At 72.6% G+C, this 18,530-nt stretch carries 7 protein-coding genes; 2 read left to right on the top strand and 5 right to left on the bottom strand.

Going from position 1 to position 18,530, the window contains the following annotated elements:
- Positions 1-211: 211 nt before the first annotated feature.
- Together AB0M28_RS24945 and AB0M28_RS24940 are read right to left on the bottom strand one after the other, a co-directional pair.
- Entirely contained in the window at positions 212-430 is a 219-nt protein-coding gene (locus tag AB0M28_RS24945) for a hypothetical protein (RefSeq protein ID WP_365409013.1), read from the bottom strand.
- The gene (locus AB0M28_RS24940; RefSeq protein ID WP_365409010.1) at positions 427-1,152 is read right to left on the bottom strand and encodes a maleylpyruvate isomerase N-terminal domain-containing protein; all 726 of its coding nucleotides are present in this window, start codon (positions 1,150-1,152) and stop codon (positions 427-429) included. Before AB0M28_RS24940 ends, AB0M28_RS24945 begins: the two co-directional genes overlap by 4 nt.
- A 360-nt stretch (positions 1,153-1,512) precedes the next feature.
- Here AB0M28_RS24940 and AB0M28_RS24935 point away from each other — a divergent pair, with 360 nt between their 5' ends.
- Positions 1,513-1,881: a VOC family protein gene (locus AB0M28_RS24935; protein WP_365409007.1), complete on the top strand. Its 369-nt coding sequence runs from the start codon at positions 1,513-1,515 to the stop codon at positions 1,879-1,881.
- A 138-nt stretch (positions 1,882-2,019) separates the two neighbouring features.
- Here AB0M28_RS24935 and AB0M28_RS24930 read toward each other — a convergent pair whose 3' ends face one another.
- A complete protein-coding gene (locus AB0M28_RS24930) occupies positions 2,020-6,300 on the bottom strand; it encodes a carboxypeptidase regulatory-like domain-containing protein (RefSeq protein ID WP_365409004.1) in 4,281 nt (1,426 codons plus the stop codon).
- 112 nt (positions 6,301-6,412) lie between these two features.
- Here AB0M28_RS24930 and AB0M28_RS24925 point away from each other — a divergent pair, with 112 nt between their 5' ends.
- Positions 6,413-7,360: a helix-turn-helix domain-containing protein gene (locus tag AB0M28_RS24925; RefSeq protein ID WP_365409001.1), complete on the top strand. Its 948-nt coding sequence runs from the start codon at positions 6,413-6,415 to the stop codon at positions 7,358-7,360.
- A gap of 65 nt (positions 7,361-7,425) precedes the next feature.
- Here the strand turns inward: AB0M28_RS24925 and AB0M28_RS24920 are convergent, their stop codons facing one another.
- Together AB0M28_RS24920 and AB0M28_RS24915 are read right to left on the bottom strand one after the other, a co-directional pair.
- The gene (locus AB0M28_RS24920; RefSeq protein WP_365408998.1) at positions 7,426-16,056 is read right to left on the bottom strand and encodes a SpvB/TcaC N-terminal domain-containing protein; all 8,631 of its coding nucleotides are present in this window, start codon (positions 16,054-16,056) and stop codon (positions 7,426-7,428) included.
- A gap of 515 nt (positions 16,057-16,571) precedes the next feature.
- A complete protein-coding gene (locus AB0M28_RS24915; protein WP_365408995.1) occupies positions 16,572-18,326 on the bottom strand; it encodes a histidine kinase in 1,755 nt (584 codons plus the stop codon).
- Positions 18,327-18,530: the final 204 nt, after the last annotated feature.

The raw sequence follows: 18,530 nt of genomic DNA, 5'->3' as shown, positions 1-18,530 counted from the left end.
ATCAATCATTCGCCACCTGGGTACATCCTCCCTCCATGTTTGCCAGCGGACGGCCGTACCGCCCGCGGGGGGCGTGGTGCGCGCTGGGGCGGTTGGGGGGGCCCGCAGCGCTCGCTTCCACGCCTGGTCAGGCGGCCTCCACGCCTGGTCAGGCGGCCTCCATGCCTGGTCGGGCGGCCTCCACTCCCCGTCAGGCGGCTTCCGCTCCCTCTCAGGCGGCGCGACCCGACGCGGCCAGCGCGCGGGCGAACGCGTCGGCGCCGGCGGGCGCGGCGATCGCCGGGCCGTAGCCGCCGGTGGCGCGGGCCTGCTCGGCTATCTGCTCCACCACGGCCAGCACCGCGGCGGCGGCGCCGCTGACCTGGTACGGGCGGCCGACGGCACGGGCCAGGTCCCAGCCGTGCAGCGCCAGCTCCTGCAGCGTGATCATGGAGCGAACTCCGCGGGCATCTCGCCGGGGCCGAAGACGGTCACGCCCTCGACCGCGCGGGGCTCCGCCCAGGCGGCAGCGGCGGCCAGCGCCAGCTCCGCGACGTACGTCGGCGCGGCGTCGACGGGCTCCGCGGACAGCGGCTGCTTGCGCGCGGCGAGCGCCGAGTTCGCCAGTACGGGCGCGAGGTGGCCGAGCAGCCCGCCGACCGTGAACTCCGCGCACGGCGTCGCGCCGTCCAGCGCCTCGGCCGGGACGGCCCGCACGGTGTCGGCGAACACCCGCGCGACCTCGGCCAGCGGCGCCTCGACCACGAACTTCGGCGCGGGCACGCCGCCCTGGGCGTACGCCCGCAGCCCGGTCAGGAGCTCCGCCCAGGTCTGCGCCACGCAGCGGAACTCGTCGTCGACGGCCGCGAACCCGGTGTGGTCGAAGCGCAGCACGGTGCCGCCGCCGGCGGCCTCGAGGCCGTACACGATCTCGGCGCCGATCCAGTGCGGCGGGCCGGCGACGACGCTCATGGCCACGCGCTGCGCCGACTCCTCGGTGATCTCGAACCGCCACGGTCCACCCGGGTAGCCAGGGAAGGTCAGCAGCTGGACGCCGCCGTCCACCGCGACGCCGCTGGTGAACCAGCCGGCGATGCCTTCGCGGGTGGTGACGGCGTCGCGTACGGCGGCCGGGGCGGCGTCGACGGTGATCTGCAGAGCGATGTCAGCCATGGGGGGTCGTCCTGCGCAAGGATGGGACGAAACGCATCTACCGGGCGGACCGCGAGGCGCTGGGCCCGCTCGCCGACTATCTGACGGCCCTGTGGGCCAGCAGGCTGGACACCCTCGCCGCCCTCGCGGAGGCCGCACAGGCGGAGGCAGACGCGGAACGGAGCGCGCAGCAGTGACCTCTACGGTGACCCTGGAGCGGCGTATCGCCGCCCGACACGACCGGTACGGACCCGCCGCTGGCCGGTCCGGCGCCGCAGCGGGACGATGGGAGGGTGCGGAGGCTGCGGCCGCCTGCCATCCGCCGGGCACCCTCCCGGGAACCGGCAGCCGACGGCCTCCGCAGGAGAGGCAGGTACGACGATGTTCGGCAAGAGCAAGGCGTTCAGCGGATTCTCGGTCGACGATCTGGAGAAGGCGAAGGAGTTCTACGGGCAGACCCTGGGCCTCGACGTGCGCGACGCGGGCGAGGGGCTGTGGGTACACCTGGCCGACGGCAACAGACTGCTCGTCTACCCCAAGGACACACATCAGCCGGCCACGTTCACCGTCCTGAACTTCCCCGTGGACGACATCGACCAGGCGGTCGACCAACTCACCGCCAAGGGCGTGACGTTCGAGCGCTATCCCGGATTCGAGGCGGACGAGAAGGGCATCGTCCGCGGCATGGGCCCCCAGATCGCGTGGTTCACCGACCCGGCGGGCAACATCCTGTCCGTTCTCCAGGAGTAGGCGCGAGGTGACGGTCGCCGAGGCGGCCGCCACGCCGACACGGGCCACACCCGGGCTGTCCGGTTCCGCCTGCAGGCCGGCCGGACCACGGGTCAGGTCGGCCTGCAGGCGGAGGTACCGGGCGGGTACAGGCGCAGGTCAGAGTCCGACGAGGGTGAAGTCGGCCGTGCTGACCTCGCCCTGCTTGATCTTGACCACCTGGACCTGCGGCTTGAAGCCGTCCTTGGACACCTGCACCGCCAGCGAGTTGAGACTCTTGTCGAGCCACAGCTGGTAGTGGCCGGACTTGTCGGTCCGCAGGGTGTAGCCGACCGGGCCGCACCCGCCCTTCGTCGACCACTGGCCGCAGATCTGCACGACCGTTCCGCCCACCGGCGCGCCGTCGGTGTCGGTGACGGTGCCGATGAGCTTGCCCCAGGAGACGGGCGGGTCCACGTGCATCGTCACGTCCACCCCGGCCGTGGCGTACGGCGTGTCCGTGCCGACGTCCAGGGCGGCGGCGAAGTCGCCGGGCTGGGTGATGCCCGCGGCGTCGCCGGTGATCCGGACGGTGACCGTCGCGCCGGGGGCGACGTCGAACTCGGTGTCGTTCGCCGCCAGCCACGGGACGTCGCCGCCGCACTGGTCGTAGCCGGGCAGCGCCTCCGCGTACGGCACCGGCTTGAAGCCGCCGGGCGTGCCGCCCACCTTGTAGACGCCGCAGGCCGCCCCGCCCCGGTAGACCGAGTTGTTGGAGTTCGGCAGCGCCGTCCACTGGTCGGTCGCGGGGTCGTACGAGAAGTTCTGGTTGGTCACCGACTTCCCGCCGTTGATGGAGCCGCCCAGCACCAGCAGCCGCCCGTTCGCGGTCGCGGACGCCGCACCCCAGGCGTCGACCGGCAGGGCTGCCCGCGGTGTCCAGGCGTCGGTGCCCGGCACCAGGGCGTACGTCGCGGTCGTCGGCTTGTTGGCGTCCGCGTTCACGCCGCCGGCGCAGACCACCTCGCCGCCCACCGCGCCGCAGGCGGTGAAGGCCACGACACCCGGGTATGCGGGTTCGGCGGTCCAGCTGTCCGCCGCCGGGTCGTAGCTGCGGACCGTCTTCGAGGCCGGGGTGCAACTTCCGGTGGTGCAGCCCCCGATGACGTACAGCTTGCCGTTGAGGACCGCGGTCCCGGCCGCGCTGACCCCGGCCGGCAGGTCCGCCACCCGGGTCCAGGTGTCGTCCGCGGGGTGGTACGCGTAGGTGTGCCTGCTGGTGCCGCCCGAGGCGTTCCAGCCGCCCGCGACGTACAGCGTCTTGCCGACGAAGCCGGCCGAGGCCCCGTTGAGCGACTCCGGGAGGTTGGCGATCGGGGTCCAGGATCCTCCGGCGGTGTCATAGACGCCGGCAGTGGAGGACGCGGCCGAGCCGTTGCTGCCGCCGAGCACGTAGACCTTGCCCGCGTGCGAGGCGACCGCGTTGTCCATCACCGGGCCGGAGTAGTCCGCCATCGGTGTCCACGGCGCGGCGGCCGGCTCCTGCCCGTCGGTCTGAGCCGGCTCGGCGGCTGCGGCCGCGGTCGCCGCCGACGCCGAGCCCGTCGGGGCGGCGAAGCTCGTGTCGGCCGGGAGCACCATCGTCGGGGCGCCGGAGGCCGTGGCCGTCGGGGTGTTCCCGGCGTCGGTCTCCTCCAGCTTGACGTGCACCGGCTCGGTGCCGTCGTTGCCGAAGGTCACCGTCCCGGACAGGGACGCCGGGGGCTGCGACTGACCGATCTGCCCGGTCAGGCGAATCGAGGTGGTGTCCGTCGTCAGGTGTCCGGCGCGCAGGTCGAAGTCGTGCCTCGTCACCTTCTCGGCGGCCAGGTCGAGGCCGGCCTTGCCGGGCGTGTAGCGGCCGTCGGTCGCGGTGAAGGCGGCGTTCCCGGTCCGGGTCGAGAAGAGCGAGTAGTAGCCGTCGGGCAGGCCCGGGTCGTCCGGGGTGGCCTTGGTGACACCGAACTCGGCCGGCGCGGTGTCGCTGGTGACGGTGGCGCCGGTGAGCGGTTCACCCGTGTTGTTGTCGCGTACGACGCCGACGACCAGGGCGCCGGGGGTGGCCCCGCAGGTCCGGCCGCGGCCGATGATCACGTTGTCGAGCTCCCACCAGGCGCCCGCGTAGCCGGTGAAGTGGAACCGCACCCGCGCCTGCGACTGGCCGGCAGCGGCGGGGATCGGGATGGCCACGTGTCCGCGGACGCTGGTGATGGACGTCTTCGTCCATACGTTGGTCCAGGTCTGGCCGCCGTCGATGCTGTAGTCGACCATGCCGGTCTGGCCGCCGACCCCGTTGTAGTTGGTGTCGAAGTCGATGGACGGGGTGTCCACCGAGCTGAGGTCGATCACCGGCGAGACGAGGCTGGTGTCCTGCCCGGCGCCCGTGGCGTAGTAGTCCGAGTCGACGATCGCGAACGTGCCGCTGCCGCCGGTGTGGTTGTGGGCCTGCCCGGGGTCGTCGAACGCCCACGTCTGGCCGTTGGCCTTGGCGTCGGTGACCGTCCAGCCGTCCTTCGGGGTCTTCCCCGTCCAGCCCTCGAAGTCGGTCCCGGTGCCGTCGTAGATCCAGCCGTAGGCGGTGGCGGTGCACAGCTTCATGTCGACGCCGAGCCCGATGTCGGCCGTGGCCGCGCCGCTGCCCTCGGTCAGGTCGACCGGTACGTCGGCGGCGGAGTAGCCGGACAGGTCCGCCGCGGTGGCGTGCAGGGTGTAGCCGGTACCGGCCGGGAGGGAGAGCGAGTAGTGGCCGGTGTAGGGGTCGGAGTAGACCGACTGGCCCGGCTGGCCGGCGACGGTGATCCTGGCGCGCAGCGGCCAGCCGTGGCCGGCCGCGTCGGCGACGGTGCCGGACACGGTCCGGGTGGCGAGCTTGGTCAGCGCGAAGTCATGGCTCACCTGCTCGCCGACGGTGATCTGGACGTCGGCCGCGGTCTCGGGCTCGTAGCCGAACGTCGAGGCGGCCACCGAATAGGTGCCCGCGGGGGCGTGCAGGACGTAGCGCCCGTCGCCGCCGGTGGTCGCGGTGAAGGCGGGGCCGTCCGCGGTGGTGGCCTTGACGGTGACGCCGGACAGCGCGTCCCCGCTCGAGGCGTCGGTGACGGTGCCGGCGATCTGGCCGGTCTCACCCTGCGTCAGCCCTGCGACGCCGTACGGCGTGCCGAGGCCGGTCGGCCCGTCCCAGCCGGCGCCCGCCTGGCAGAGCTTGTTGCCGCAGGGGCCGTTCACTCCGGCCGTGATGTCGGTGAACCGCGACTTGGCGGCGTACGGGTACGACGCCGGGTAGGTGCCCGGAGTCGGCGTACCGGCCAGCGCGTACATCGCCGCCACCAGCGGGGCGGACAGCGAGGTCCCGCCGTACTGCGACCAGCCGGACTGGCCGACCGTGTTGTAGACCCCGATGCCGGTGGCCGGGTCGCCGACGGCGGAGATCTCCGCGGTCGCCTTGCGCGTGCCGCACGAGGTGTCGGTGTCCAGCTGCCACGCCGGGGCCGGCTCGTACAGCGAGCAGCCCGATCCGCCGCCGGCGCCGCCGAGGACCGTGCCCCAGGCCGACTCGCTCCACCCGCGGGCGGAACCGCTGTCCCTGACCAGCTTGGTGCCGCCGACGGCGGTCACCTTCGGGTTGGTCGCCGGCCACGACTGGACGTTGCCGGTGTCACCCGAGGAGACGGTGACCGCGATGCCCGGGTGGTCGTAGTAGGCGTCGAACGTGCCCACGCCCGGGGCCTCGCCGTCGATGCCGTAGGAGTTGGAGATCGCGACCACCCCGGGCCGCGACGCGGCGGTGTCGACCGCCTTGCCGAGGTCGTCGAGGCCCGCCGAGTCGCCCTGGACGAGCAGGATGCGGCACTTGGGGCACACGGCCGACACGGCGTCGAGGTCGAGTGCGCTCTCCACGCTCCAACCGGCGTTGTCCGGCGGGTAGTCCGTGCCGCCCCGCTGGTCGATCTTGGTGAAGCAGCCGTTCGCGGTGGTGCAGGCGGGCAGGCCGTAGTAGCTGCGGTAGACCGCCAGGTCGGACTCGGCCTTGGAGTAGCCGTAGGCGTCGACGATCGCGACCGTCATCCCCTCGCCGCCGTCGGGCAGGTGGTAGGCCTGCTGCAGCGCGGCGGGGCTGGTCGCCGTGATCGGCGGCGCGACGTCCTGCACGGTCTGGCCGCTCTCGGCGGCCAGACCGAGCGCGAAGCAACGCGCGACCGGTACCGGTGCGTTCAACTCCTCGGCGGTGAGGGTGTTGCAGTCCGCCGGCTCGTACTGCGGGTCGGCGACGGGCGCCGGATCCTCCGACGCCGTTGCGCCGGGCTCCGGTCCGGCGGGCGCCGCGGTGCTCGGCGCGGCGACCCCGAGGCTGAGCCCGGCCACCACCAACCCCATCACCAGCAGCCCGGTCAGCCACCGCCATGTCCGACGTGCCACGTCCACCCCACGCTCCCTCACTGAAGCCAACGGCGGGACGCTTCCACGGCCTGACCTGGCCATCAAGAGGATGTAGGTTGCATGTTCCGGACACCTGACCTGAAGAGGACGCGCCAGCATGTGGGAAGCCGTGGGACTCGGCGAGCAGGACGCACAGGTCTACGAGGCGTTGGTGCGGTGCGGGCAGGCGGACGCCTCGACGCTCACCGCGGAACTCACGCTGTCGCGCGGCCGGATCGTCAGGACGCTGGCCGTTCTGGTCAGCCGGGGGCTCGCGACCCGACTGCCGGGCCGGCCGGCGCGGTTCGCCGCGGTGGCGCCCGACGAGGTCGCGGCGCCGCTGATCGCGGGCCGCGAGTACGAACTGCTGCAACTGCGCCGCCATGTGCAGGGCCTGGCCGAGATCCACCGCCGGGCGGCCGCCACCCGTCAGCACCCGGCCGACCTGGTCGAGATCGTCGAGGGCCCCGAGAACGTACGCAGGGCGATAACCCTCCTCCACCAGGAGGCCCGCAGGCAGGTCTGCCTCTTCGACCGGCCGCCGTACGTCGGGGAGGGCAGCGAGTACGAAGCGCAGGGCCTGGACGTCCGCAAGATCGAGTTCCGGGTGGTCTACGACCGGTCGGCGATCGCGCTGCCCGGCCGCATCGACGAGATCTGGAAGAGCGTGCGACGCGGCGAACGCGCCCGGGTGGGCGAGGTGCCGATGAAGCTGCTGCTGTGCGACGGGCGCAAGGCGCTCATCCCGGCCGAGAGCGCCGACGCGTCGTACCTGATCCACTCCTCGGCGCTGCTGGATGCGATGTGCGCCCTCTTCGAGGCGGTGTGGGCGCGGTCGGTCGGGCTCGCCGACCTCGACGCGTCCGCGGCCGGCGCCGATCTCGACAGCACCGACCGGGACTTGATGGGCCTGCTGGCCGCCGGCCACACCGACGACAGCATCGCGCGCACCCTCGGCTGGAACGTCCGCACGGTACGCCGCCACATCCACCGCCTCTGCGAGCAGGTGGGCGCCCGCACCCGCCTCCAGCTCGGTATGGAGGCGGTACGGCGGAAGTGGGTCTAAGGGCGGGGCGGCGGACGGCGGTCGCGCGCCGCGATCCGGCACGCGCCGCCCGCCACCTCACCGTCTCACCCGGCGACCAGCCACAGCAGGAACAGCAGCGTCGTACCGAGGATCGCCGCCGCGCCCAGTGCCTGTTGCTGCTGGGTGGTGGGCGCCGTGTACGGCGTCGGGTCCGACCTGGGGCTGGTCATCGGGACCGGCAGTGGCACCGGTTGCTGGGCCGCCGTGGTGTAGGTGATCACTCCGGTGTTGGGGAAGCTCTCCGAGGAGCGGACCCGCAGCGTGGCGCTCGGGTTCTGCTGGGACGGCGCCCGCAGCTCGGGTATCTCGGATCCCGTGAGGACGGGGCGCGGGTCGCGCGCGGCCAGCCGTGCCGCCTGCAGCTGACTGACGTAGCTCTTGACCTCGCCCGGCCCCGCGGCCTCCGCGCCTCCGCCCAGATGCTTCGCGTCCCAGACGAAGATCCCCGTGTTCGTCCACAGGATCAGGTCGATGCGCTCACCGCTGGGCAGGACGTTCTGCGGGTCACGACCGCCGGTCATCGTCTGGAGGTCGTACGTCACCCTGGCGCCGGGATGGATGCTCTGCAGATAGCTGCCGACCATCAGCAGCGCCTGGTCGTGGTTCAGGGTGTACGTCTCCCGCAGATGGTTGCCCAGGTTGAACGGCTGGTCCTCCGAGCCGAGTCCCGTCGGGTCGGTGTAGCGGGCCGGGTTGTTGTAGGCGTAGCCGTACAGCTGGAGGTTCGGTGGTTTCGTGGCGCCGCCGTTGAACGAGCCGTCCAGATAGGAGCCGAGTGCCGGGTCGGAGGACTCCCAGACGCCTGAGCGCGGGTCGTAGTAGCGGGCGCCGTGGTAGTAGTAGCCGGTCTCCTGGTCGTTCTCCTTGCCGCTGAACTGGAACGGGTTCTTCGTGCCGGGATGCTCGTCGACCCACGTCTCCCCCGACGGGAAGTAGTTGAGGTGCTCGGCGAGCTGCCCGTTCACGTCCGTGCCGAAGCTGGTCGACCCCAGCGTGTCGCCGTGGAAGAAGAACTGGTCCTTCTCGTAAGCGCCGCCCGGCTTGGACCACTGGGTGGCGACCCGGGTGGTGCCGATGAACACGTGCTTGAACTCGTTGGAGTTGCGCGCGGTGTAGAACTGGTTCGGGTAGAGGGTCGTCTGTGAGCCGTCCTTGACCACCCGGTTGCCCCGGTCGTCGTAGGTGAAGCGGACGGACGGCGGCTGCCCCGGCTGGTTGCAGGCGGCGGGCTCCTGCGGCTGGGTGCTGTTCTTCGCGGTGTCGAAGACGCAGGCGAGGCGGTTGTCCTCGTCCCAGATCTGCTGGCGCCGCGGGTTGCCCGGCTCCGACGACACGCTGTCGGTCTGGTTGCCGTTGCGGTCGTACGTCAGGGCCAGCGTGCCCACCTGCGACGGCGCGTGCGGGCGTGAGCCGTACGCGTAGGCGTTGGTGTACGTGGTGCGCTGCTGCTCCTGCACCGTGCCGGGGTCGCCGCCGGTGTCGGCGCCCACGGTGATCGCGTGGCGCTGGGACTTGCCGGTGATGTTGTGGATGCTGTCGTAGCTGGTCGACACCGTGTACGCGTCGGTCTTGTCGGCCGCGAACGCGTAGCTGCCGGACGCCTCGGTGAGGCGGTGCAGGTTGTCGTAGCCGAAGGTCTGGGTGGACGGGCCGCCCAGCTTGGGGGTGTTCGCCGAGTCGGGCCGCTGCGTGTCGTTCGTCAGCTCGGTGAGGTTGCCCACCTCGTCGTAGTCGTACGACACGTTCTGGAAGGTGTAGCCGGTCGGCAGGGTGGAGTTGACGGTGGCCAGCCGCCGGTCCTCGGCGTCGTAGGTGTACGAGGTGCGGGTGCCGTTGCCGAGGGCGACCGCGGTCCGCTGTTCGAACTTGTCGTAGTCGACCTGGTCGACGTAGTCGTAGGTGTAGCCGCCCTTGACGCCGGTGGCCGCGGTGACATGGCCGCCGCTGTCGTAGGCGTAGGAGAGGACCTCCCCGTCCGGATAGCTGAGCTTCAGCAGCCGGCCGAGGCTGTCGTAGTCGTAGCCCGTGGTGAAGGTGCGGATCTGCGGGCCGGGGCCGGGCAGCGTGCGGGACTCGCGGACAGTCTCGCCGAGCGGGCCGTAGCCGCGCCGGACCTCGCCCGCCGCGTCCTTGATCACCGTGATGCGGCCGGCCGCGTTGTCGGAGGCGCCGGGGTCGCCGTAGGTGTAGTGGACGGCGTTGCCGGTGAAGACCGGGTAGGTGATGTCGGTGAGCCGGTTGTGGTCGTAGGTGTACGTGACCGCCTGGCCGGCCGCCGCCAGATTGCCGGTGACCTTGCGGACGACGTTGTCCGCCGGGTCGTACGTCGTGGTGGTGCGGCCCGCGTCGGGGCTGACCGTCTCGACGCGCCGGCCGAGGTTGTCGTACGAGGAGGTGGTGACGTTGTTCTTGTCGTCGGTGACGCGGGTGAGCATGCCCAGCGCGTCGTAGCCGTACGAGGTCCACGCCCCCTGGTCCCCGGTCTTCGCTCCCGGCTCCAGGACGGCCGTGGTCTGCTGCCGGACGTCGTTGAACGTGCGGGTCGCGATGCCCTTGGCGTCCGTGGTGACGACTTCGAACCGGCGGTCGCCGGCCCGGTCGGCGCCGAAACCGTACCCGGTGGCCGACTCGGTGCCGTCGGGCAGCCGGGTACGTATCGTGCGGTCGAGGACGTCGTGGGTGAGGGCGGTGGGTGCCACCGCGTCGAAGCCGGTGCTGAGCTCCTCGTTGGCGGGACCCTTGGCTTCGGTGGTCGGGTAGTACTGCTGCGCGGCCCGGCCGAAGGCGTCGTAGACGGTACGGCCCGAGACGGTCATCACGTCCTGGCCGCCCACCCGGGCGTCCTTCTTGGTCTGGACGACCCGGCCGAGACCGTCGGTGAAGGTGACGGTGTCGATGGTGTCGGCCCGGACCGTGCCGGCGGCCGTGCGGTCGAGGTGCCGGGTCACCGCGTACGGGACGGACGCCTGCGGGTGGTAGCTGAAGGCGATCGTCGGGCGTCCGGCACCCAGGTCGTGCGGGCCGGTGACCGAGGTGACCCGGCCGACGGCGTCGTACGTGGTGCGCAGCTCCTGGTTGTTGACGTCGGTGACCCGGGTGGGCACGCCGAACCTCAGGTCGTACGCGGACGTCGAGACGTAGCCGAAGCTGTCGCGGGTCTGGACGGTGTAGGTGCCGGTGGTGTCGTCGTACCCGTAGCTCAGCTGGAAGCGCTGGCCGCGGTGGTTGGCGGGGCCGGTGACCGAGGCGATGGTCCCGGTGTCGTGGTACGTGAGGTCGGTGACGGAGGCGGTACCGTCCGCCGCCAGCGCCCGGTGACGGGTGACCAGACCGGTGGCGCAGTCGACCGCGGAGTCGCGCGAGCGCATCACCGTGCCGCCGCCGCGTACCTCGATCGCGTCGGGCACGCCGAGGACGTGGGTGTCGGCGCAGTCCGAGTAGCCGATGGCGGTGTCGGTGTCGTCGGCGTCGCCCACGTCCCCGTAGTCGATCTCCCGGGAGAGGTTGCCGGCGTCGTCGTACGCCCGGTCCACCCGCGTCTGCTTGCCGGGCTGGTCCTGGCCCTCGAACCAGCGGCGGTCGGTGCGCACCAGCATCGGGAACACCGAGTCGGAGCCGAGGCTGCGGGACTCGTAGGTGTGGACGGTCTCGGTGAAGCGCCGACCGGCGCCGTCGGCCACCGTCTCCCGGGTGAGCAGGCCGCGGGTGTGGTAACCGCTGGTGTCGTACGTCCGCTCGGCGGTCCGGTAGACCGTGGAGTCGGTGTCGCGGTCCTGGGTGACGACCTTGCCGTAGCCGAGGAACTCGCGGTTCAGGCGGTCGTACACGCCGTTCTCGTAGCGGTAGGTGTGGGTCTGGACCGAGGGTCCGTCGCCGGTCAGGCCGTCGTCGATCTTCACCTGCGACATCACCCACTGGTGGCCGGGCTGGTCGTAGGTGTTGCCGGCCTCGGCGTACGCCAGGTCGAAGCGCGAACCGAGCGGCCGGGTCACGGACTTGAGCAAGTTGGTCCGGCCGGTGCGGTTGGCGGCGACCGTGAGCTGGCCGTCGGAGTCGGAGGCGAGGTGGTCGGCGAAGCCGTCGCCGTTGATGTCGCGCAGCGTCTGCTGCTCGGCTGAGGCGCCGGTGGAGACGCTGGCGCCCGGGTTCACGATCAGGCAGCCGGTCACCAGGAAGGCGCAGAAGCTGATGCGGAAGTAGACGCCGCCGCCCAGCTTGGCGTTGCGGCCCGCGTTGACGCCGCTCAGGCTGCCGTTGAACGGGACGAAGTCGGCGAAGCCGTTGCCCGTGTTCAGCGCGACCTTGATGGGGTCGCCGGTGGCGACGCGGTCCAGCAGGCCGTCGCCGTTGACGTCCATCAGGGAGTTCTTGGTGTTCGCGTCGCTCTGGTCGAAGGAGGCGCCGCCGGCGAATCCGTAGAAGTCGGTGTTGAAGCCGATGTTGACGCCGGAGCTGGAGCTGGCGCCCTGGTTGAGCCGGCCGCCGGGCCAGGGTTCGGGGGCGGCGAAGCGGTAGCCGAGGTTGAGGGCGGCGCGGCCGTCGTCGTACACCCGGTCGGGCAGACCGTCGCCGTTGATGTCGACCAGGTCGAACTCGCCCTCGGAGGTGCCGGAGCCGAGGCTGCCGCCCACGCCGAGCGGCGGCATGTCGTTGCCGGAGGTGGCGGTGTCCGCGCTGCCCCAGCCGGGCGGGGCACCATGCCCCTTGCCCGTGGTGATGGTGCGTGCGGCGCTGCCCGCGCTGGCGTTGCCGGTGCGGTTCTCCGACTCGCGCACCGCGCCGTCGGGAACGTCGGTCCGGGTGGCGCCCAGGGCGCCGGTCGGGCCGGTGTACTGGATCCCGCCGGAGCCGACGACGTCCGGATAGCCGTCACCGTTCATGTCGAGGTAGTCCAGGACGCCCTGGGACGTACCGGACGCGATGCTGCCGCCGAGGGTGCCGATGTCACCGCTGAGGCCGCCGGTGAGGGAGAGTTGCCGGGATCGGGACATCCGCGGCACGGCCTGCCCGGACGCCACGTCGGCCGCGGTGGGCAGGCCGAGGCTCTGGCCGCCGTAGCGGGAGCTGGAGCTCTGTGCGGCCGCGACCCAGGTGAACTCGCCCGAGCCCCAGCGCCGGTGCTCGGTGTCGGGGAGGTAGGGGATCACGTCGGGCGCGGTGATCCGGGGGTCGGCGGCGAACTCGTCGGCGTCCTGCTCCGGGTCCACGGACTGCGGGAGGGTGTCGCGGATGGACTCGCCGGTGAGGTCGGACTGGCGGATGGGTTGCGTGGCCCGGTCCCGGTTGCCGTTGTAGCCGGTCATGGTCCAGCCCCGGTACGGGCGTCCCGCCACGCCCTCGGCGACGGCGCGGTGCACCGCGGCGGTGATCTCCTCGCCGCCGCCGACCGTGGCCGTACCGCCGGTGATCTTCTCGGCCAGCTCCGGGTCGGCGACGGCGAAGTCGAAGTACAGCTCCTCGCCCGCGGTCACCGCGACCTGCACCGGCTCGGGGTCGGTGCCGAGGTTCACCGTCCGCTTGGCGAGCAGGGCGCCGTGCTTCTTCACGGTGAACACGGCGGTGCCGGTGGCGCCGGCCTGCGCGCTCAGGGCGGGGGTGACGGTCAGGGTGCCGTCGGCGGTGGCGGTGTACGGGGTGACGGGAGCGGTGCCGCGGTCCGCCGGATAGGTGTCGATGTCGTACGGGGCGAAGAACGCGGGCGCGAACCGGTCGTCGTCGGCCGCGGGACCGGTGGGGCCTGCGGTGCCGGTGTACTCGGCGCGCGGCGTCCACTCCAGGGCGGTGACGTCGACGGCGGAGTCGGTCGTGATCCGCCAGGACAGCTCCTGGTCCTCCGTCACGTCGACGTTCAGGTCGACGTCGACGGTGCCGGGCGCCCCGGCGCGCAGGGTGCGCTCCAGGACCGGGTCGCCGGCCTTGGTGATCCGCACGGTGACGTCGTCGGTCAGCGCGCGCTTCAGGGTGACGTCGCCGGTGAGGTGCAGGGTGCCGGCGAGCGGGACGGTCACGGTGCCGCGGCGGCCGGCGAGGGTGAAGTCCTCGGAGGCGGTGTACGAGTGCAGCGGCAGCCCGTTGGCGTCGACCGCCTCGAAACCGGTGTACGTGATCTCCGGGTCCCAGGAGACCGCGTCCGCGGAGCCGTCGAAGACCGAGCCGACCCGGAAGTACAGGTCCTCGCCGCGCCGGACCTGGATCGCGTCCACGTTCTGCGGGGTGTGCGCGGTGCGGTCGCTCTCCTCGATCCGGGCGGACCAGAGCTCGGTGTCCTCGTGCTGGACGGCCACCCGCACCCCATCGGGGTCGGTGAACTGCTCGCGCTCGCCCTGGGCCGCGGGCAGGGTCACGGCGCCCGTGATCCGGACCGTGCCGTCGTAGGGGGCGGTCCACCGGCGGACGCTGTCCACCAGCGGGGAGGATTCGATCCGCCGCTCGCGGTCGGCACCGAAGTCCGGGAGGATCCCGCTCCCGTCGACCTGCCCGGAGTCGATCGGCGCCGGGGTGTCCTGGACGCCGCCGAAGACCGGGGTGCCGTCGGCGCCGACCCGGCCGAACAGCACGGACTCGCCGTTGACCAGGTCGACGATGCCGTCGCCGTTGACGTCCGTGAAGTAGCGGTCGCTGGTGGTGAAGGTGTCGACGTGGTCGATCTGGGCCGCGATCGCACCGAGATAGCCCTCGACGCCCACCGTGCGGGTGCTCGCCGACTCGGCGTCCAGCCCGGGCAGACTGGTCACCTCGGTCTTCGTCGCCGCGAACCGGGGCTCGCCGCCCGGCCTGGACAGGTTCTTACGGAAGACGTACGTGTCGCCGTCCTTGAACACCTTGTCCGGCAGCGAGTCGGCGTCCAGGTCGACCAGGGCGAGCAGGCCCTCGTCGCTGGAGCTGTTGAAGCCGGCCTTCACGCCGATCGAGTTGGTCTTGGTCCGGCTGGTGCCGAACCCGACGTACAGATGGCCGCCGACACCGGTGGACGTGTGCCCGCCGATCGCGCTGGCCTTGCCTGCGCCGGAACGGACGCCGTCGACGAGGGAGTTGCGGACCCCGTCGTCCGGGGAGTCCCAGCCGACCCGGGCGAAGGCGTCGTACGCGCCGGAGGCGTCCCGGATGTCGTCGAAGTAGTCGAACTCGTGGGTGCCCACCACCTGCGCCTCGGCGTCCCGCTGCGTGACGCTCGCCAGCAGGGTCTTGCTGAAGGCCCCGGTGGTGTAGCCGAGGTCGTAGCGCCGCACCGGCGTGCCGTTCAGCCGCACCTCCACCCGGCGCAGCAGGTCGGCGGTCACGCGCTTGAACCCGCCGCGCGCGTCGATGCCGACGTCCTCGCGGCGCGGCTCGGACAGGTCGCGGTCCCGGACGAAGGTGACCTTGTACGGGCCGTCCTGGTCGCCGTGTCCGGTGTAGGCGATCTCCTTGACGTACAGGTTCCGCCCGGCGACCGTGCCGCCCCGCACCCCCGCGTCCTCGACGACGGCGTAGCGGTAGCGCACGGTGTTGCCGGTCAGGTCGCGGGTCTCGCGCAGCGCCCAGGAGAAGACGTTGCCGGCGTCGTCGGTGAGGACGGCGCCCTCACCGCCGTAGAACCAGCGCACGCCCTTCTTGTCCGTGACGACCCAGCTGTAGGTGCGCGGTGAGTCGCCGCGCCGCTCGATGCGGGCGAAGCCGCCCTCGACGCGGCTGCGGAACACCTTGTTCTCGGTACGCGGCTTGGGCGCCCCGCGGTGCGCGACCGGGGTGAGCTGCTCGCCGCCCATCAGATACGTCTCGGTCTCGGTGGCGGTGTCGTAGCGCGGCACACCCCAGCGGGTGTCGACGCCGATCGACGGCACGGCCAGGTCCCAGCCGGTGCCGGCCCAGGTGGAGTCGGCGGCGGAGGAGTAGGCGAGGGCCAGCGAGGGCTGCATGCCGGCCCGCCCGCCGGGCAGCGTCAGCGGGTACGACAGGCTCGCGTCGCCGCGCTGGGTGGCGGACGGCGGGGCGATCATGTTGACCCCGCTGCCCGGGTCCGCGGCCTGGATCCCCTTGATGGCGTTCGCGTCGAACGACACCTGGTCCGGGGTCTCCGGGGCGACGACGGTCGCGTTGACCATGTCGGTGAAGTGGTCGGTGCGGGAGACGACGAGCTCGTTCTCCTCGTCGATCCGCAGCAGTTCGAGCGTCCGCCAGCAGCTCTCCAGGACGTCGAAGTAGTACGTCCGCACGTCCTGCGGCGTCATCCCGGCGGCACGCAGCGCCGCCTCGTCGTACGGCAGGCTGACCTCGAGGGCGTCGGTGAAGAGGTGCGGGGTGGGCGTGAAGCGGTAGCCCTCCGGGCCCCTCGTCACGTTCGCCATGCCGGCGCCCAGCGTGGGCAGTTCACGGCCGGACAGCGGCTGCACGCCGATCGCCGTGGGCGACTTCACCGCCGCGGGGGTGATCCGCACCTCGGCGCCCTGGTTCTTCAGGACGGTGCTCTGGCGGTCGTCCGGGCTCACGGTGCGCTCGGCCAGTGCGGCGGCCGGCGCGGGGGCGTCCTCCGGCGCCGGTTCGCCCGGTATGCAGCTCCCGGCCGGCCATACGCTCGCCACCGGCTCCGTACGGGGCTGCCATCCGCTCCCCGACAGCAGCGACAGCAGCAGTGCCAGCCCCAGCAGCAGTGGCAACGTCCGCCACTTGCGCCACGCCCAGATCCGACCGGTCATGACCGAGTCCTTCCTAGCCGGGGCCGGGAAGGGAACCGGCCTTCTTCATAGACATGCCAAGACACGAAAGAGGGAGCCCCGGACGGCACGTGCTGCCCGTGGGGCTTCGTGCACGCATGGTGACCGCCGGACAGCTGGCGCAGCCAGTGAACTGTCGGCCATTTCGTACCGGGTTCAACCAACGCCCCGCGCGACTCTCGGGCAACTGGGCAGTGAACGACGGATGTTGGCGTGCGTGGCACGGCGTGCCGCGCAAGCGGATCCGCCCTCCTCCGGTTCGAGACCGGCAAGCGCGGGACCTGCTGGCGGCGCGTCGCCGGGGAACGCGCCTCAGTGACCGGAGAGCGCGCCGTGGGAGCGTTCCCGCGAGGCGCGCCGCGGGCGGTTGCCCGATGGTGACAATTTCGATCACGGCCGGAAATACACGTAGACAACCGGCAGACAGCCGCGGGGCGCGCTCGCGGGTGTGTCCGTACGGGTGGCGGTCCGCGACCTCCGGGACCGGCCCCGCTCCGCTACGGCGCCGACGCGTCGGGCTCCGAGGCTCCGTCCGACCGCGGCGCGGGCAGGGTCAACGTCCAGCACCGGCCGCCCTCCCCCGCCCCCTCCACCGTCCCTCCCAACGTCGTCACGCGGTCCACGAGGTCCGCCGTCTCCGCACCCCCCTCCTCCCCCTCCGTCCGCACCCGGACGACCAGCCGCTCCCCCTCCGCCACGGCCTCCACGGTCGCCGAGCGTCCCTCCGTCACCCGCTCGACGAACCCGTACACCGTCGACTCCACCACGTCCGCGAAGCGGACCGCCGGCACCCGCGCCACCCGCAACTCGCGCTCCTCCGCCAGGGCGTCGAGCGCGACGGCCAGCCCGGCGTTCCGCAGCAGTACGGGATGGATGCCCCGGGCGAGCCGGCGCAGTCCGCTGATCGCCGCACGGACCTCGTCCTCCGCCGCCCGCAGCTGCTCCGCGTGGGCCGGGACGCGGGTGCGCAGCGCGCGCAGGGCCAGGACCAGGCCGACCAGGCGCTGCTGTGCTCCGTCGTGCAGGTCCCGTTCGAGCCTGCGGCGTTCCTCGTCGCCCGCCCGGACGATGCGGGTGCCGGACGCGCTGACGGCGGCGAGCTGGTCGAGGAGTTGCGCGTGCAGCCGTGCGTGCTCCAGCGCCAGGTGTACGGCCGCGACCAGGTCGTCCGCCGCGCCGGGGCGGTCCAGCAGGCCCGGGCGGTGGAGCAGGGTGGCGATCTCCCGGCCGCCGTAACGCAGCGGTGTCGCCTCCCGGTCCGGGGGCGGAGGGAGGGTGACGGGGCGGGCCGTCGCATCGATGTGGCGGGCGCCCTCGACGGCGTACGCGATGTCCAGTCCTGGGTCGCCCAGCCGGCGCCCGACGGCCTCGCGCAGGTGGGCGGGGCTCATCGCGCCGCCGAGCCCGATCACCAGGCGGGTCAGCCGCCGATGGGTGCGACGGGCCTGGAGCAGTCCGGCGAACACGGCGCCGGAGACCAGGCCGAGCCCCGCCGCCTGGAGCAGCCACAGCCGGCCGTCCTGTGTGTCGGAGCCGACGAAGCCCCGGTCCAGGCCGTGCGCGTACCGCGCTCCGACCGCGGCGAGGCAGCCGGCCGCGCCGAGCGTGAACGGGCCGAGTGCCCGTCGCCGGGCGGCACTTGCCCACGTCAGCCGCCACGCGAGGGCGGCCAGGACGACCGCCGTCCACGCGACGCCCGCGCGCACGCCGAGCAGCTCCAGGGCGGCCGAGCGCCGGGGATCGTCGGCCACCGCCCACCAGTTGGGCGGACACCCCGCGCAGCCGCGGGCGTCCGGCTCCGTGATGAGGGCCGTTCCGATCCCCTGGACACCGAGGGTCACCCCGTACCCCGCCGCGGCCAGGGCCCGCAGGGGCCACGATCCGAGGCGTCCGGTGGGGAACGACAGCGCCGCGTGGGCCAGGAGCGCGGGCCAGACCGGATGCAGGGCCAGGCCCAGGGAGAAGGCCCAGCCGGAGCCAGCGCCCGGGGTGTCCCACTCGGCCAGGAACCAGGCGCAGCCGGCCAGGAACAGCAGCCCCGCGCAGCGGCCCGCGCGACCGCGCCGCGCCAGCGCGAAGGCGGCAAGCATCACCACCCACCCTGCCGCGAGCAGCGCGAACTCGCCGTACGGCGTCGTGTACGCGGTCGAGTAGCCCGGCCGGCGCGCGGCGAGCGCGAGCGTGCCCGCGCCGAGAGCGACGCCCGCGCAGACGGCCGGCAGCAGGCCCAGCAGCAGTCTGCGTGGCGGCATCTCCCGCATCCCCACCCCCTCGGCAGCACGCACAGGCACGCGCGGCAGACAACACGGCGGTACGGGCAGCATGATGCGGCTGCGCGCCCCCGTAGCGGGAGAGGGCTGTCCCTGATTCCGGCGGGAACGGGTCCAGGGCGGTCCCCGATGCCGCCGCGGCGCCCGTGCTCCTACGTTCGTGGGGCATCGCGAAGAGGGAGGTGC

Source organism: Streptomyces sp. NPDC051940 (genome assembly GCF_040680895.1).
Classification (GTDB): Bacteria; Actinomycetota; Actinomycetes; order Streptomycetales; family Streptomycetaceae; genus Streptomyces.
The sequence above is the reverse complement of the archived record's forward strand: the minus strand, read 5'-3'. Positions and strand labels throughout refer to the sequence as shown.

Coding starts and splice junctions, on each gene's coding strand:
- AB0M28_RS24945 (WP_365409013.1), bottom strand. CDS start 430: ATGATCACGCTGCAGGAGCTGGCGCTGCACGGCTGGGACCTGGCCCGT.
- AB0M28_RS24940 (WP_365409010.1), bottom strand. CDS start 1,152: ATGGCTGACATCGCTCTGCAGATCACCGTCGACGCCGCCCCGGCCGCC.
- AB0M28_RS24935 (WP_365409007.1), top strand. CDS start 1,513: ATGTTCGGCAAGAGCAAGGCGTTCAGCGGATTCTCGGTCGACGATCTG.
- AB0M28_RS24925 (WP_365409001.1), top strand. CDS start 6,413: ATGTGGGAAGCCGTGGGACTCGGCGAGCAGGACGCACAGGTCTACGAG.
- AB0M28_RS24920 (WP_365408998.1), bottom strand. CDS start 16,056: ATGACCGGTCGGATCTGGGCGTGGCGCAAGTGGCGGACGTTGCCACTG.
- AB0M28_RS24915 (WP_365408995.1), bottom strand. CDS start 18,326: ATGCCGCCACGCAGACTGCTGCTGGGCCTGCTGCCGGCCGTCTGCGCG.